14 protein-coding genes, 1 other RNA gene and 2 pseudogenes are annotated in these 15,088 nt (G+C 61.2%); 7 read left to right on the top strand and 10 right to left on the bottom strand.

What is annotated here, in order from left to right:
• Positions 1–3: 3 nt before the first annotated feature.
• The 3 genes from NGR_RS21540 to NGR_RS21530 all read right to left on the bottom strand — a co-directional run bounded on the left by NGR_RS21540 (position 4) and on the right by NGR_RS21530 (position 2,825).
• A complete protein-coding gene (locus NGR_RS21540; RefSeq protein WP_012708593.1) occupies positions 4–870 on the bottom strand; it encodes a branched-chain amino acid ABC transporter permease in 867 nt (288 codons plus the stop codon).
• Between the two features lie 116 nt (positions 871–986).
• Positions 987–2,186, bottom strand: coding sequence for an ABC transporter substrate-binding protein (locus NGR_RS21535; protein WP_012708592.1), 1,200 nt, complete (start codon positions 2,184–2,186; stop codon positions 987–989).
• Between the two features lie 198 nt (positions 2,187–2,384).
• On the bottom strand, positions 2,385–2,825 hold the full coding sequence (locus tag NGR_RS21530; protein ID WP_012708591.1) for a DUF1772 domain-containing protein: 441 nt from the start codon (positions 2,823–2,825) through the stop codon (positions 2,385–2,387).
• Positions 2,826–3,296: 471 nt separating this feature from the next.
• Between NGR_RS21530 and NGR_RS21525 the strand changes: the two genes are divergently transcribed.
• Positions 3,297–4,703 carry an FAD-binding oxidoreductase gene (locus NGR_RS21525; RefSeq protein ID WP_164924396.1) on the top strand — a complete coding sequence of 469 codons (1,407 nt, stop codon included), beginning with the start codon at positions 3,297–3,299 and terminating at the stop codon, positions 4,701–4,703.
• Positions 4,704–4,766: 63 nt separating this feature from the next.
• Positions 4,767–8,510, top strand: a complete 3,744-nt coding sequence (locus tag NGR_RS21520; protein WP_012708588.1) for an AsmA family protein — start codon at positions 4,767–4,769, stop codon at positions 8,508–8,510.
• A gap of 2 nt (positions 8,511–8,512) precedes the next feature.
• Here the strand turns inward: NGR_RS21520 and NGR_RS21515 are convergent, their stop codons facing one another.
• The 4 genes from NGR_RS21515 to ssrA all read right to left on the bottom strand — a co-directional run bounded on the left by NGR_RS21515 (position 8,513) and on the right by ssrA (position 10,156).
• Entirely contained in the window at positions 8,513–8,743 is a 231-nt protein-coding gene (locus NGR_RS21515; protein WP_012708587.1) for a ribbon-helix-helix domain-containing protein, read from the bottom strand.
• A gap of 93 nt (positions 8,744–8,836) precedes the next feature.
• A complete protein-coding gene (locus NGR_RS21510) occupies positions 8,837–9,064 on the bottom strand; it encodes a DUF4169 family protein (RefSeq protein ID WP_012708586.1) in 228 nt (75 codons plus the stop codon).
• A 17-nt stretch (positions 9,065–9,081) separates the two neighbouring features.
• On the bottom strand, positions 9,082–9,594 hold the full coding sequence (locus NGR_RS21505) for an SspB family protein (RefSeq protein WP_012708585.1): 513 nt from the start codon (positions 9,592–9,594) through the stop codon (positions 9,082–9,084).
• A gap of 205 nt (positions 9,595–9,799) precedes the next feature.
• Positions 9,800–10,156: a transfer-messenger RNA gene (ssrA, locus tag NGR_RS21500) on the bottom strand.
• 225 nt (positions 10,157–10,381) lie between these two features.
• Here ssrA and NGR_RS21495 point away from each other — a divergent pair.
• The 3 genes from NGR_RS21495 to NGR_RS33225 are packed head-to-tail and all read left to right on the top strand — an operon-like array spanning position 10,382 to position 11,126.
• Positions 10,382–10,588 carry a hypothetical protein gene (locus tag NGR_RS21495; protein WP_164924395.1) on the top strand — a complete coding sequence of 69 codons (207 nt, stop codon included), beginning with the start codon at positions 10,382–10,384 and terminating at the stop codon, positions 10,586–10,588.
• A 19-nt stretch (positions 10,589–10,607) separates the two neighbouring features.
• Positions 10,608–10,850: a hypothetical protein gene (locus NGR_RS33230; protein WP_012708583.1), complete on the top strand. Its 243-nt coding sequence runs from the start codon at positions 10,608–10,610 to the stop codon at positions 10,848–10,850.
• Positions 10,851–10,907: 57 nt separating this feature from the next.
• A complete protein-coding gene (locus NGR_RS33225; RefSeq protein ID WP_012708582.1) occupies positions 10,908–11,126 on the top strand; it encodes a hypothetical protein in 219 nt (72 codons plus the stop codon).
• 137 nt (positions 11,127–11,263) lie between these two features.
• Here the strand turns inward: NGR_RS33225 and NGR_RS21480 are convergent, their stop codons facing one another.
• Entirely contained in the window at positions 11,264–11,689 is a 426-nt protein-coding gene (locus NGR_RS21480) for a gamma-glutamylcyclotransferase family protein (protein WP_012708581.1), read from the bottom strand.
• Positions 11,690–11,905: 216 nt separating this feature from the next.
• Between NGR_RS21480 and thyA the strand changes: the two genes are divergently transcribed.
• Entirely contained in the window at positions 11,906–12,823 is a 918-nt protein-coding gene (gene thyA, locus NGR_RS21475) for a thymidylate synthase (protein ID WP_012708580.1), read from the top strand.
• A 33-nt stretch (positions 12,824–12,856) separates the two neighbouring features.
• On the opposite strand, the pseudogene NGR_RS21470 reads toward thyA, so the two are convergent.
• Together NGR_RS21470 and NGR_RS21465 are read right to left on the bottom strand one after the other, a co-directional pair.
• A pseudogene (locus NGR_RS21470) lies at positions 12,857–13,453 on the bottom strand (proline racemase family protein); the annotation flags it as partial.
• A 130-nt stretch (positions 13,454–13,583) separates the two neighbouring features.
• Positions 13,584–13,829: pseudogene (locus NGR_RS21465) on the bottom strand (LysR family transcriptional regulator); the annotation flags it as partial.
• A 120-nt stretch (positions 13,830–13,949) separates the two neighbouring features.
• Between NGR_RS21465 and NGR_RS21460 the strand changes: the two are divergent.
• Positions 13,950–15,080, top strand: coding sequence for an alcohol dehydrogenase family protein (locus NGR_RS21460; protein ID WP_012708578.1), 1,131 nt, complete (start codon positions 13,950–13,952; stop codon positions 15,078–15,080).
• Positions 15,081–15,088 lie beyond the last annotated feature (8 nt).

The following is a 15,088-nucleotide window of genomic DNA, read 5'->3' as shown; positions in this document are numbered from 1 at the left end:
AGATCAGCCCCACGGTTTTCCCATCAGCCCGTGGGGGCGGATGCTCAGAAAGATCATCAGCAGGGCGAAAATGACGAGATAGGTGATGTCGCCATATTCGCGCAGGACGGTAAGGCCGACCGATTCCATCATGCCGAGTATGAAGCCGCCGGCGATGGCGCCGCCGACGACGCCGGCGCCGCCGATCATCACCATCAGGAAGGCTTTGATGGAGATCGGACCGCCAATCCCGGAATTGACTCCGGTGATGCTGACGAGCAATCCGCCGACGACGCCGGCGAGCATTGCCCCGAGCGCGAAGCCGATCATCGAATAGCGCTCGACCTTGACGCCCATCAGCTGGGCGGCAACGCGGTCCTGCGCCAGCGCCCGCATGGCGCGGCCGGGCTTGCTATACTGCATGAAGAGCATGAAGGCAGCGATCATCAGGATGGCGATCACGCCGACCAAGATGCGATCATAGGGCAGGATCACTCTGTCGGAGACGAAGACGCCACTGATGATCTTCGGTACGCCGCGCTGCTTCTCGCCGAACAGGAGCAGCATGACGGCGTCGAGAAAAAATGCCGTCGCCGCCGCGAGCAGCATTGTGCTTTCCTCACGCTTGCTGCGACGGACGACCGGTCGGAAGAGGAACTTCTCCATCAGCCCGCCGAAAATGGCGAGGGTTACCCCCGAGCAGATCAGCGCCACGACGAAAGGCAGCTTCAACTGGCCATAGATCGTGTATGTCACGAAGCCGCCCAATACATACATCTGACCGTGCGCGAAATTGAGCACGTTCATGAGGGCGAAGATCAGCGTCAGCCCAAGCGCGATCAGCGCGTATTGGGCGCCGAGATATAGTCCGTTGGCAATCACCTGTTCCATGCGACGGATCCAGCCGATGCAGACCCGGTCAGTGCCGAGCCCTCGATTGAGGTGCCGGGCGCGGCCGAACCAATTGGTCGTCGTCCGCGCCCCGTGGCGACTTCAGTGGGCGTATGTCAGTCGACTTCGCCGACGAACAGCGTCTGGAAGGCGCCGTCCTTGAACTCGGTGACCACCATCGGCACGGAGAGCTGCCGCTTTTGGCCGAACGACGTCGCGCCGACAAATTTCAGCGTGCTGTCCTTGGCGTAGGGATTGGGCGCCGAGAAAGTGTCCATGGTCTTCTTGAACTCATCCACATTGTCGATCGCCTTTGGGTTCGCCTTGAGCGTTTCGATAATGTATTCGAGGGCATAGACCTTGGTGTTGGACTCGTCGTTGTACTCGCCGAATTTCTTGGTGTAGCGGTCGATGAATTCCTCCATCACCGGCGTGCGGATTTCCGGCGTCGAGGCGCCCCCGACGGATATGAAGCCGTTGGCGAGTTCGCCGGCGCCCTCCTGCAATACGGTCGCGTCCTGTGCCGTCTCTGCCGAGATCAGGCCCTCGTAGCCGAGTTCGCGCGCCGCACGGATCAGAAGCGGCGCATTGGCGGGCGCAACGCCGGACAGAACAAGAAGGTCCGGCTTCAACTGAACGATCGGCGTCAATACCGGTGTGAAATCGCGGGTATCGTTCTGGTATGTATCCTTCTCGGCAACCACTTCGAGCCCGAGTTCCTTGGCGGCAGCAACACCGCTGTCGCGTTGGCTGAGGGGGTCGGATTCATTTGCGGCAATGAAAGCGACCTTCTTCACACCCTTGTTTTCTTTCAGGTATTTATAGATCGCCGGCCCGGACTGGTAGTTGGCGACCATGCCAAGCACCGCGTTCGAAGCGGGCGGCGTATAGAGTGCCTTGGGAAATGCATAGGGGAAATAGATGATCCCCTTGGATTCTGCCACGGGGCGGACGGCGGCTGCGCCGTCGTCGACATTTGGCCCGACCACGTAGTGGATGCCTTCCTGGGCCATCTTCTCCATGCCGGCGATGGCGCGCTTGGGGTCTTTCTGGTCGTCGAAGGTGACGATGGTAATGTTGTAGGTATCCTCGCCGATCTTCACGCCGCCGGCTTCATTCAACCAGTCGGCGCGCGTCTGCATCGAGCGGACGTTCGATGTGCCCCAAGCCGCGGCGGGACCACTGGTCACGCCGACGAAGCCGATTTTGAGCTCCTTGTTCTCGGCCTGCGCGGAAAAGGCTCCTCCCGCCGCGATGGCCAGAAATGAAACGGCGCCGAGCGCCAGCGATTTCAATGTCGAGCGTCTGTTGATCATCTCACTCCCCATCTTTTGCATCCGGCGCGCTGTCGCGATGCGGATGAACAAGGGAAATCCCAAAATACATTATTGTCAACATAACTATGAAAGTTTGTATACAAAAATATCTGGCATTGCCGAACATCCGGCGCTGCTCGCGGCATTTCATGAGGGGCATTGCGACGGATGAGTTTCGCTCGATGCGAAGAGCGGATGTCAGCTCGACATGGCCGCGGCAGCGGCGGTGAGGTAGATCACCGCGGCGATGGCGCCGAGGGCGCTGCGTCCGGCATGGAGCTTGCCCCAGCGCGTGATGAGCTCGCGGGTCTCCTCGCTTGCCTGGTCCGGCGGCGTCTTTTCCAGACGGGCGTTGATCGGCATGATCAGCATCAGGGTATAGGGCCAGTTCAGGATGATGACGGCGGCGCCGAGACCCCAGAGCGCATTGCCGCTTTGCCACCAGGCGGCGGCGCCGAGGAGGCCGGAGACGATTGCGAGAGAAGCCTGCATCTCGAAGCCGCGGCGATAGGATGGGCCCCATTCTGCCAGTGCGGCACGGTGGTCGAGACGCAGTCTCGCTGGTTGTTCTGCCAGATTGATATAGATGGCGGCGCCAAAGAAAACGGATGCTGTAAGTAGAGCGAGCAGGCCGAACATGAGACGTTCTCCCGTTTTCAGACATGATACCCGAAGGGCTCGCAAACAAAAGCTGCATTATCGGCTAGTGGGTCGTTCACCTTTCCCAGCTTCACGCGAGAATTGCCGCGGCTTGTGACAAGCCGGTATCAGCGCCGGCGATTTGATGTGTGTGAACCGGAAGGGGTGACGTAACTTCTGGACAAACCGATTCCGATTTGCACAGTAGCGCCTTGAAATGAAAGCGCTTCGTGTGCGGCGCTGGACGCTGGTCCGTGTGTGCGGTCGGGGACGACGAGATCGGTCGCCGAACTGTCCGTGACCGTCGTGACAGCTGCTCGCAGGCAGGGTGACGCGGCCGAAGGCTTTCCGCATTCGGCGATCCACATATTCCTTAATTCGGTATCGAATTGAGGATAGATTGTGCGGGCGTTCAAAACGTTGCGACGGCCTGTGTTTTCAGGGCGAACGTCGCATGGGAAGGAAAATGTCGTGGCGTTGAAGGCGATCAAGGCGGGTTCGAGGAACGAGAGCGGCATTGCCGCAGCCAAGACGCTTCTCGGCGGACGGTTCGGTGATCGGTTCCAGACGGGCGAGGCAATCCGGGCCCAGCACGCCAATACGACAACCTACATCCCGGCGCAGCTTCCGGACGCGGTCGTCTTTCCCGAGAATGCCGCCGAAGTCCGCGAGATCGTCGAGATCGCCTCGGCGCACCGCGTGCCGCTCATCGCTTTCGGCACCGGCTCTTCCCTCGAAGGTCATGTGAATGCGCCCCAGGGCGGCATATCGGTCGACATGATGCGGATGAACCGCATCCTTGCCGTCAATGCGGAAGATCTTGACTGCACGGTCGAGCCGGGGGTGACGCGTGAGGAATTGAACACCTATCTGCGCGATACGGGCCTCTTCTTCCCGATCGATCCCGGCGCGAACGCCTCGATCGGCGGCATGGCCTCGACGCGCGCCTCGGGCACCAATGCGGTGCGCTACGGCACCATGAAGGAGAACGTGCTTGCGGTCACCGCGGTCGTTGCCGGCGGGCGGGAGATCAGAACCGCGCATCGGGCCCGCAAGTCCTCCGCCGGCTACGACCTGACGCGGCTTTTCGTCGGGGCTGAAGGGACGCTCGGCATCATCACCTCGATCACGCTGCGCCTGCAGGGCATTCCGGAGGTGATATCGGGCGGTGTCTGCCCGTTCCCGACGATCGCGGACGCCTGCAACGCAGTTATCGTGACGATCCAGTCCGGCATACCGGTTGCTCGCATCGAACTCCTCGACGCCGTGCAGATGCAAGCCTGCAATGCCTATTCCGGCCTGAACTATGCCGAAACGCCGACACTTTTCGTCGAGTTTCACGGCAGCGCCGAGGGCGTCGAGCTGCAATCGCGCCAGTTCGCCGAAATAGCGTCGGAATTCGGCTCTACAGGATTTGTCTGGACCACCAACCCGGAAGAGCGGGCGCGCCTCTGGAAGGCGCGGCACAATGCCTATTGGGCGCAGAAGAGCCTCAAGCCCGGCGCTGCCATCCTGGCGACCGATGTCTGCGTGCCGATTTCGCGTCTCGCCGACTGCGTCGCGGCGACACACGAGGATATCGCCGCACATGGGCTGATCGCGCCGATCGTCGGCCACGCCGGCGACGGCAATTTCCACGTCGGCGTGCTGTTCGACGACAGGGACCCCGCCGACGTGGCGCGGGTCGAGGCCTTCGTCGAACGGCTGAATAGCCGCGCGCTGTCGATGGATGGTACTTGTACGGGAGAGCACGGCATCGGACAGGGCAAGATGCCGTTCCTGGAAGCAGAGCTCGGCGGGGCGCTCGACCTGATGCGGCAGATCAAGCGGTCGCTCGATCCGGACAACATCTTCAACCCGGGCAAGATCTTTACCTGATGCAGGCGGTTGGGCTGAAATCCACAAGAGGGGCACGTACGGAACAGATGGGAATGTGACACGGTGCTGGCGCGAATCTTCGTAATCATCGGCGGCCTGTTGGTTATCGCGCTCTTCGTGGCGTTGATTGCGCCATTGTTCATAAACTGGACCGATTTCCGCACCGATTTCGAACGCGAGGCAAGCCGGATCATGGGAAAACCCGTGGTCGTGCACGGCAGCGTCGATGCGCGGCTCATCCCGTTCCCGACGGTAACGCTCAACGACGTACGCGTCGGGGCTGAGGCCGGCGGGGAGCCGTTGATTCAGGTCGCCCAGTTCTCGATGAGTGCCGAGCTCGCACCTTTCTTGAGCGGCGAGGCGCTGATCTTCGACATGCGCCTCGATCGGCCGAAGGCTAAACTCCGGCTGCAACCGGACGGTACGCTCGATTGGGCGCGCGGGCCGCGCGCGGCAATCCCCGCCAACACCGTGGTGCTCGAAAACGTCGAGATCGCTGACGGCGAGATCGAATTCGTCGACGAACAGACCGGGCGCACGCGCCGCGTCAGCGAGCTTTCCGCCGATGTCTCGGCGCGTTCGCTCGCGGGTCCCTGGAAGGTCGATGGCAGTGCCGCGCTCGATGGTGAGGCGGGCAGCTTCTCCTTCACGAGCAACACGGTGGACGAGGAAGGGGCGCTCAGCCTTCGGGCGCGGCTCACTCCGGACGAGCGACCCTTCGGCGTCGAGCTCGATGGCGAATTAAAGGTCGTCGATTTCAGGCCGGTCTACGCGGGCCGGTTCACCTTGACGGAAAATCGGCCGGCCGAAGAGGTCAGGTCGGGCGGCGCGCTGCGCATCAATGGCCAATTCCAACTGACCAATGAAAGCATTCGCGTACCTGAGTATCATTTCGAGGCGGGTCCGCCGGACGATCCCTATATCATCACCGGCGAGGCGACGCTCGACACCGGCAAGGATCAGAAGTTCCTGTTAATCGCCGACGGGCAGCAGATCGACGTCAGTCGCATCGGCAATTCCGGCCGAGGCGGCAAGACCGGCCGCAACCCGACAGTTTCCCTGCGGCAGCGGCTGGAAACAATGATGGCGATTGCGGCCGATATTCCCATTCCGCAGGTGCCTGGCCGAGCGAGCCTGAAACTTCCGGCGATCGTCATCGGCGACACCACCGTGCGCGACATCCGTCTCGATGTCCGGCCTGACGGTGCGGGCTGGATCGTCGACGACGCGGTGGCGCTTTTGCCGGGCCGCACGCAACTCGAAGCCAAGGGGCGGCTGAACCTCAAGGGACAGCGCGCCTTTCGCGGCGATATCGTCGTCGCCTCGAACCAACCCTCGGGGCTCGCCAACTGGCTGGCCGGCTCGGTCGATCCGGCCATCCGCAAGTTGAAGACGGCAGGCTTTGCCGCGACCGTCAACCTCACCGATACGCTGCAGCAATTCGAAAAGCTCGAAGTGGCGGCCGGTCCCGCGACTCTCAAGGGGAGGCTGGAGCGCCAGTCCTTTGCCGATCAGCAGCCGGCGTTGTCGCTGCAACTCAAGGGCAACCGTATCGACCTCGAGGCGCTGCAGGCGCTGGGTGGTCTCGTCGCCGGGGATGCTTCCTCCGCGACCTTGCTCAATCACGCCATTGCTGCCGAACTTTCCGCCGGGACCTTCTCCGCCTTCGGCGAGGAGGCGCACGACGTGCAGGCGGTCCTGACGCTTAAGAATGGCCAGCTGCAGGCCGAGCGGGTCGCGATCGGTGATCTCTCGGGCGCTCAGCTCGCTTTTTCCGGTCGCATGAGCGGCGGCTTCGAAAAGCCCGTGATTTCGGCGAAGATGAAGCTTGCCGCGGAAGAATTGACGTCGTTCCTGGAACTGGTCGGACGGCACACGATCGCCCATCCGGCCTTGGCAAGGCTGATCAAGGCTGGGCCGTACTATTCCGACGCAGCCCTCGACATGACGTTGACGGCGGGCAGCAAGGAGGGGAACGCGCCCTTTACTTTCGGCGTGATCGGCACCGCCAACGGCGGCAAGATCGCCGCCAGCTATCAAGCGCCCGATGTGGGGCAGGCCCTTGCCGGCAAGGGCATGCTGCTGGAGGCAACGCTTGAAAATCCGCAAACCGCCGTTCTTCTCGGTCAGGCCGGGCTCGACCCGCTCCCGTTCGATGCCGACGTCAACGGCATTCTCGCCGTCAAGCTGCAGAACACCGACGGCTCCCAGGCGAACGGCTCGCTGACCTTCACGACCGAGAAGACGCAGATCGCCGCCAAGGGTACCGTCGACCTTTCGCGGGATCACTATCTCGAGGGGCAGGGCAAGCTGACGCTGCAGACGGAGGATTTCGAACCCTACCTGTTGCAGCAGGGCATTGCGTTGCCGCAGATGGGCAGCGGACTGCCGGTGAAGCTGGTCGCCGACATTGCTGCCGATCCGGAAAAGATCGCGTTCTCGGCAATTGAAGGCAGTGCCGACCAGAACGGCTTCACCGGAGCGCTGACGATCGACCGAAAGGCTCGGGGCACGGCTCGCGGCGAACTGGCGCTCGATGCGATCGATCTCGCCTGGCTGGGCGAAGGGATCCTCGGACAGGTCCACGACGCCTCGGTGGGCGGATTGTCGCTGGCGCCGGTGACGCAGCCGGCCTGGAGCGGCCTTGACGTCGCCCTCGAGCTCACGGCGAAGCGCTTCTGGCCCGGTGTCTATGGAGACGTTGCCGATTTCAGCGGAAAGCTCGAATGGAAGGGCGATGAGCTCGCCCTGACAGAGGCGGCAGGGAACTGGTTGGGAGGCAAGCTCGAGGGGCGGCTGCAGGTGGGCAACGCAAACGGCTCGGGTTTCCTGCGCTCACGGTTCGACCTGAAGGGCGGAGATCTGGCTGCAGCCGGATGGGCGCGGCAGAGCGGTCCCGTGGCGACCGGGCGTTTCGACCTTTCCGTCGCGATGGAGGCCTCCGGTGCGACGCCGAAGGCGATGGCCAGCTCGATAAGCGGTTCGGGAACGGCGACATTCAATGGCGTGACGCTGAATGGCATAAACACGGCGGCGTTGCCGCAATTGATGGCAGCGGCCGATGCAATGAAAACGGAGATTTCGGCGGACGCCGTGCGCAAGGCAGCTGCAGAGGTGCTTTTCAGCGGGCAATCCGTCGTCGGCGCGGTCAAGGTGCCCTTCAATATCGCCGGTGGAACCGTCCGGGCGCAGAATGTCACGGCGTCGGACGGCAATGCGGCCTTCTCCGGCGAAGTCTCCTTCGACATTCCGGATCGACGAATGAGCGGCGCGATCGACCTGACCTTCCGGCCCGGCGAAGAGGCCCTGGCCGGTGCCGAACCGCGTGTGCGTTTCGGCTATGCGGGGCTCCTTGCGGCGCCGGGCGTCAGTGTCGACGTTACCGACCTTGCCAATTTCCTGTCGCTTCGTGCTTACGAACGGGAGCGCCGGCGGGTCGAGACACTGCAGGCGAACGTGCTTGAAAAGCAGCGCCTGCGCCGCGAGGTCGCGCTTTACAAGGCACGCGCGGCCGAGCGCGAACTCCAACGGCGGCGAACGATAATCGAGGAACGCAGCCGCCAGGCCGCCGCGGTCGAAGCAGCGCGCATGAAGGCCGAGGCGATGGCGCGGGCAGCCGCCGCGCGCCGGATGGCCGAAGAGGAACGCCAGCGCTTGCGCCAACTGCCACCGCAGACAACGCAGCCTCGAGAAGCGCCGGTTCAGGGCGTTCAGCGGAATGCGCCGCCGCCTGCCGGGCAGAACGCAGGTCCGCCAGCAGGGCAGGGCCTGAACTTCGACATGCTGCCGGATATTACGGTGCGGTAGGCTCAACCGGCGTCCGACGCCCTTGCCTGGGCCTTGATCCAGGCAAGCACGTAAAGCCGTATCGCCGAAGACAGATTTCCCTCCGAGCCGCGCCCGTCGTCGATTTCCACGATCAGTCGCGCGAGCGGCATGCCGCGGCTCTTGGCGATCGACTTTAACTCCTGCCAGAAGGCGTCCTCAAGCGTGAAGCTGGTGCGGTGTCCGTGCAGCGTCGCCGAATGCTTGGCGATCATCCCTGGCCTCACAAGTCGATTCAACGCGTTGGCAATCCGATTCCGGAATGGTTTCCAAGTCCTTGTGAGGGAATCGTTTTTCCAAAAGGCGGCTCAGGCGTCTTCCCCGTCCGGCTTTCGCCGGCCCGGTGCTTCGGGGCGAGCCGGCTCCAATCGACCCTGGTCGAGCGCCCTCGATGCCTTTTCATTCAAGGCCGATGTCACAGACTTTTCCGATTTCGTCCGGCCGTAGGAAATCCGGTTCTGCTCGGCCTGCTTCTCCCGGTCGGTTCTCGCCTGGCGCTTGCGGAACTGACGCAGGTTGACGACGTCGCCGGTCATCGCTGCGCTCCCCGGGGTCAGTTCTTCTTGCGGAAAGAATCGAGCGAGACGACCGAGCCGCCGCCGCCCTTCGGGGCACCGTCCGGCCCAGGGCCCTTCTGCGAAGCGTCATCGGCTTCGTTTACGGGATAAGCGGTGATCTCCGCCGATTCCGACTCGTCTTCTTCGCCGGAGGCGACATCGAACTCGAGCTCGAAATTCACCGACGGATCGTAGAAACCGCGTACGGCATTAAAGGGGATCACCAGCTTCTCCGGCGTATCGGAGAAGGAGAGGCCAATCTCGAAACCGGTCTCGGAAACCTTCAGCTCCCAGAACTGATGCTGGACGACGATCGTCATCTGTTCCGGATACTTCGCCTTGAGATGCTGGGAGATGCGTACGCCGGGAGCCCCAGTCAGGAAGGTGATGAAGAAATGGTGGTCGCCGGGCAAATGGCCGGTAGCGGCAACTTCGGCCAGCACCTTGCGGATGACGCCGCGGAGCGCGTCCTGCGCCAGAATGTCGTAGCGGATGTGGTCCTGGCCCATGTGATCCTGATCCCCGTCTTTCTTCAAACTCACTTTACCGCATGATGGCTCGGATCGAAATCGCGTTTCATACAGCAATTCAATGCCCTATTCGGGCCGTTGGCGTCGCGGCATTCGCCCCTAGCCATGTCTCGTCTCATTGCCTGTGCAATTCGGACGAGTCAATTATCGAGGCATCTATAGACCATTTCAGTACGGGGGAGAAGGTGAAGGCTTCTGTTGCCAGGTGCCTTCGGACCCCGCCTTACGGTGCTACCCGGAAGGACTTGATTTGAAGTGCCGCACCGCCGTTAGGCAGCGAGACGTGCTTCAGCATAGTTGTCGTTTGCAACTATAAGTTTAGCCCGATAACGGTGGTACAATGCCGAGCAAAAAGTCGATCTTTACGCCCTTGTCGATCCTATTTCGCCCCCATCAAAAGCCGGTCTGCCGACCGGTTTTTGGTGGAGGCGCCGGGTACCGCCCCCGGGTCCAATGGGTTTATTGCATCGCCCGTTTATTGCCATAGCCGCCCGAAGACGGCATCAGTCATATAGGTGTTTCCGCCGCCCAAGAAAAGGGGTGGAAGAAGGAAATGCGGCGAATAAGACGCCGTCGCCGGCGCATCTCCAGGCGCCTTCAACTCCGCGAAAACGCCCTGTCGATATCCCGACCGGCGCTGCTGCTGCCCTATGCCCGCGGGCTGACATTCTCGGAACATTCGCGGTCGGCTCCGGTTAAGAAGGGAGAGATCGGGCCAGCCCGCCCGCTGGCGCGGCAAGTCCGGCAGGACGGGAAGGAGGCGCAGATGACATCTTCCAAACATCCAAAAACGCAAGAACCGAGCGACAGGGACCTCGAGCGGGATCCCGGGATCGGTCAGTCCAAGGGAATTCGCGGGCCGTCGGATTACGAAAACCTCAAGCGAGACAACACGATCGAAGGCGACGTAGCGAACGACCCGACGCCGCAGGGCGGCGCCGATCCGTCCCACCGCGGCCGAACGAACAAATGAGCAATCAGGAGATCCGATCATGGTCGGCAGGAAGACGCACGAACAGCAGCAACGGATAATTCAAGGCCGCGAGAACACATCGAATGCCGGCAAGGACTTCGATGCCGAAGCCAAGCTCAAACGCTCCGATGCTCTGCGCGACGCCGAGCGCAAAGGCGATAAACTCGACACGGCGCATGCGGATGCGCGCGAGCAGAATGACCGCAGCATCCTGAGAGGCGAGAATCAGGAAAGCAGGCATCACAAGGATATTGGCCGATAGATCGCCTGAGTTCGGAACTTCGGAAATTTGCGAGAGAGATAGCGAAAGGAGATGGCCATGGCCAATGCCAGTCGCAAGAACATCGGCAAACCGGACAAGGGAAAGGGCTCGGGCAGCGGCGCCCGGACCAATTTGAAAGAAGGGATTCTCGGCGAGAACGATGTGCTGTCCAACCGCGACAAGACGCAACACTCTGACGCGCGCGGCTTGGACCAGAACGCCACGAAGACAGAGCAATACCAGGACCATGCCGGCAACCGGCGTCCCGCAAAATAGGCCGTCGGCAAAGGTATGAGCCGCGCGGACCACGATGATTTTAGGTCGGATCGACCTAAAATCATGAACGTGATCGATTCTAATAGGTTAGAGCGGGATGCGGGCGGAAAACCGCACACACTTTTCCTCATCCCGCTCTAGAGTTTGCGGCGCCACGGCGGCACGAAGCGCCGGTCTTCGTAGGATCGCAGATATCCGGTGTGGACGGGAACGGCCAGAAACCTCGCCTTGAAATAGGCGAGGGCCTCGCAACTGGGGCCGTGCCGCGCCGGCACGATCCGGATGGACCGACGAAAATTGCCCGGCTTGCCGATTGACTCCATGCGATCGAGACGCTCGAGCGTCGCGGCGTCGACGTGGTAGAGCTCCCCGCTGACACGCAACCCAATGCCCGGTTCATTGAACATCATCGGGGCGAACCAAGGCCCGGCGACCAGGAGCGGGTAGGTCGTGGCGGTGCGATAAAGCCCGAGATAGGTGGCATGGGCCAAGCCGCGCCGATGCAGGGGAAAGCCTTTCTTCAGTGTACCGAAGACAAAGACGAACTGAGCTGTGGCTATCAAACGAATCTCCGATTGCGCCGCTCATCCCAACGTTCCAGGGCGACCGGCTGTTCCGCGGCTTTCGTGTGGCGCCGCATGTGTTGGATGCCGGCTCTGCCATCTTCCCGGTAGTCTCCTTCTTTTGTGAGTGAATGAGTGGCGAATCTGCGCTCAAAATCGTAGCTTGACTTCCGTTGCCGCGTGAGGGCTTCGGTTATAGAGAATGCGGAGATTCCGATGACGCGCCATCCCGAATACCAGTACCTCGACCTCATGTCTGAACTGCTCGAAACGGGCGATCGCAGGATGGATCGAACGGGCGAGGGCACCCTGTCGCTGTTCGGAAAGCAGATGAGATTCAAGCTTTCCGACGGAACCATACCGATCTTCACGACGAAGAAGGTCTACTGGAAGACGTCAGTGAAAGAGATGCTGTGGTTTCTGACCGGGCAGACGAACATATCAAGTCTGCTACGCGAGAACGTGCGCATATGGACCGACTGGCCGCTGGCCAAATATCGCAAGGCCACTGGTGAGACCATTTCGCAAGAGCAATTTGAGGATAGGATTGTTGCCAGCGATGAGTTCGCCTCGGAGTGGGGCGACCTCGGTCCAGTTTACGGAAAGCAGTGGCGTCGGTGGGTGGATAATGACGGCCAGGAGCATGACCAGATTGCGACTGTCATATCCACGCTGAAAACTAATCCGACGAGCAGGCGCATTCTCTTTCACGCGTGGAATGTCGGCGAGCTCGACCGGATGGCCCTCCATCCATGTCACATGACCTACCAATTCCATGTATCGTGGCCCAATGGACAGGACGGCCGCCCCCAGCTGTCGATGATGGTCCACCAGCGGTCCTGTGATATTTTCCTCGGCGCGCCCTTCAACATCTGCCAGCAGGCGGTGTTGTTGGCCATGATCGCCCAGCAGGTCGATATGGACCGCGGCGAGCTGGTTTGGTTGGGCGGCGACACCCACCTCTACCTCAACCATCTCGATCAGGCACGGCTTCAGCTGTCGCGAAAACCCAAGCCGTTTCCCAAGCTCGAGATCAAGCGCAGGCCCGCGTCGATCGATGGGTACACTATCGACGATTTCGAAGTTTCGGAATACCAGTCGCACGAGCGCATCGAAGCCCCAGTCGCCGTATAACGGTTCTGATCAGCGCGGCAATCACGTCAACTCCTACTTGATCGTCGGCCAGGTGTCGGAAAGTTTGTAACCGCCGGGCCAGGGATCGGCGGGGTCGAGCATGAGCTGGGACGTCCCTGTTATCCAGGCGCGGCCCGAAATCGACGGAACGATCGCCTTCTGCCCCGCCACGGTCGTTTCATCGACGATAGTCCCCACGAATTCGGAACCGATAATCGAGACCGCTGTCAGCGTATCCCCCTTGGCAAGAACCCCACGGGCGTTGAGGAGCGCCATTCGAGCCGAAAGAGCAGTGCCTGTCGGCGAACGGTCGAGTTTGCCAGGCTGGATCGCGACAACGGAGCGGGCTTTCAAACGCTCGTCCTCCCGATACAGCGGTCCGGCGAACAAACAGAATGATATATGGTTCCAGCCAGTGTCTTCGGGATGCAGGAAACCCAATTGTTCGTTCGCCGCGTTTGTGATCCTGATCCCTGTTTCGGCTATGGTGCGTGCGTTCTCCGGGATGAGGGCAAGGCCAAGCTGATCGGGGTCGACCACTACGAAACTGTCGCCGCCATATGCCGTGTCCACGGTGGTCTTCCCGAGCCCAGGAACGTCCACTATCGCATCGAGTTGTGCTGCGAAGCTCTTCGCGCTTGAGGGACCGAACAACCTCCGAAAACCGCGAGAAACCTCCGGCCAGGACGCTGCAGAGCTCTTCTCCGGCGGCGGTGAGTGTTACCCCCTTGGATTTCCGTACGAAGAGCGGAATACCGATTTCTTCCTCGATAGCTTTGATCTGGCGACTTACGGCTCCGGGCGTGACGTTCAATTCCGCCGAGGCGAGGGTGAAGCTCAGGTGCCGCGCCGACGCTTCGAACACGGCGAGGCCCGTCAAAGAAGGCAGATCGTAATAGCGACGTACCAAGAAACTATGCTCCCGATTGCCCGGCGACCGTTCGGAGACGTCGCTTATACGCCTGACTTGAGCTGAACTCAAAGCATGGCTGATTTTTACTCCCATTGTCAGTCGTCCGGAGTGCGATACTCCTGTTGTCACAGGGTTTTCTAATGATCCGGCCGCGATCAACACAGATGTGCCGGTCGTCGATGACATCATCTATTTGACGAGGTATCCACGAACATGAACGACACACCATCGACCTCTGCGGATCACGGCATTCCGCGTTTGCCCGCCACGATGAAGGGCGTGTTGCTCACAAGACATGGAGGTTTCGAGAAGCTGGAATTCCGGAACGATATACCTCTTCCCAAGCCGCAGGCAGGCGAAGTCCTCATCCGTGTGGCGGCCGCCGGTGTCAACAATACCGATATCAACACGCGCATCGGCTGGTACTCGAAGAGCATTTCGACAGCGACGGAAAACGGAGCTTCGACCGGTTTCGATTCCGTCCAGGATGACGATGCGAGCTGGTCCGGCGTGCCGCTCGCGTTCCCGCGAATCCAGGGTGCCGATTGTTGGGGCAGGATCGTAGCTGTTGGTCAGGGTGTCGACTCGGTTCGCATCGGTGAACGTGTGCTGGTCTGCAACATGTTACGCTCTTACGTGGACTACAGACCATTCGAATGCTGGACATTCGGCTCCGAGTGCGACGGTGGATTTGCCCAATATGCCAAGGCCCCGTCGCGGGAAACTTACAAGGTGGACTGCGACTGGACCGATATTGAGCTCGCTTCCGTTCCCTGTGCGTATTCCACTGCGGAAGGAATGGTCCATCGCGCACAGGTCCGTTCCGGTGAGCGGGTCGTCATCACGGGCGCGTCTGGTGGTGTTGGTTCGGCCGCGATCCAGCTTGCAAAGCGTCGCGGAGCCCACGTTACAGCGGTGGCGGGCCGGGACAAACTCGAGCTCCTTCGTGCCCTCGGGGCGGATGAAGTTGTCGCGCGAGACGAGAACCTCGTCTCCAGGGTCGGCAAGGAATCGATGGACGTGGCCATCGACGTCGCGGCGGGCCCCGGGTTCGCGCCGCTTTTGGATGTGCTCAAGAAAGGCGGGCGATACGCGGTTGCCGGCGCGATAGCCGGGCCGATCGTCGAGCTCGATGTCCGCTCGCTCTACCTGAAGGACCTGAGCTTTTTCGGCTGCACGTTCCAGGAGGACGAGGTTTTCGAAAATCTCATTTCCTACATCGAGCGTGGCGAAATCCGGCCGCTCGTCGCGAAAACCTTCCCGCTCGAGGAGATCGCCGAAGCCCAGAAAGCATTCCTGTCGAAATCCATCGTCGGCAAGATCGTACTCGAAATCCCAGCCTGAGAGAGACC

The sequence above is a fragment of the Sinorhizobium fredii NGR234 genome (assembly GCF_000018545.1).
In the GTDB taxonomy this organism is placed as follows: Bacteria; Pseudomonadota; Alphaproteobacteria; order Rhizobiales; family Rhizobiaceae; genus Sinorhizobium; species Sinorhizobium fredii_A.
The sequence above is the reverse complement of the archived record's forward strand: the minus strand, read 5'-3'. Positions and strand labels throughout refer to the sequence as shown.

What these genes read in the sequence shown, in the direction of transcription:
- NGR_RS21515 (WP_012708587.1), bottom strand. Translation starts at nt 8,743, where the DNA reads ATGATCGCCAAGCATTCGGCGACGCTGCACGGACACCGCACCAGCTTC.
- NGR_RS21460 (WP_012708578.1), top strand. Translation starts at nt 13,950, where the DNA reads ATGAACGACACACCATCGACCTCTGCGGATCACGGCATTCCGCGTTTG.
- NGR_RS21535 (WP_012708592.1), bottom strand. Translation starts at nt 2,186, where the DNA reads ATGATCAACAGACGCTCGACATTGAAATCGCTGGCGCTCGGCGCCGTT.
- NGR_RS33230 (WP_012708583.1), top strand. Translation starts at nt 10,608, where the DNA reads ATGGTCGGCAGGAAGACGCACGAACAGCAGCAACGGATAATTCAAGGC.
- NGR_RS21530 (WP_012708591.1), bottom strand. Translation starts at nt 2,825, where the DNA reads ATGTTCGGCCTGCTCGCTCTACTTACAGCATCCGTTTTCTTTGGCGCC.
- NGR_RS21540 (WP_012708593.1), bottom strand. Translation starts at nt 870, where the DNA reads ATGGAACAGGTGATTGCCAACGGACTATATCTCGGCGCCCAATACGCG.
- thyA (WP_012708580.1), top strand. Translation starts at nt 11,906, where the DNA reads ATGACGCGCCATCCCGAATACCAGTACCTCGACCTCATGTCTGAACTG.
- NGR_RS21505 (WP_012708585.1), bottom strand. Translation starts at nt 9,594, where the DNA reads ATGGGCCAGGACCACATCCGCTACGACATTCTGGCGCAGGACGCGCTC.
- NGR_RS33225 (WP_012708582.1), top strand. Translation starts at nt 10,908, where the DNA reads ATGGCCAATGCCAGTCGCAAGAACATCGGCAAACCGGACAAGGGAAAG.
- NGR_RS21495 (WP_164924395.1), top strand. Translation starts at nt 10,382, where the DNA reads ATGACATCTTCCAAACATCCAAAAACGCAAGAACCGAGCGACAGGGAC.
- NGR_RS21510 (WP_012708586.1), bottom strand. Translation starts at nt 9,064, where the DNA reads ATGACCGGCGACGTCGTCAACCTGCGTCAGTTCCGCAAGCGCCAGGCG.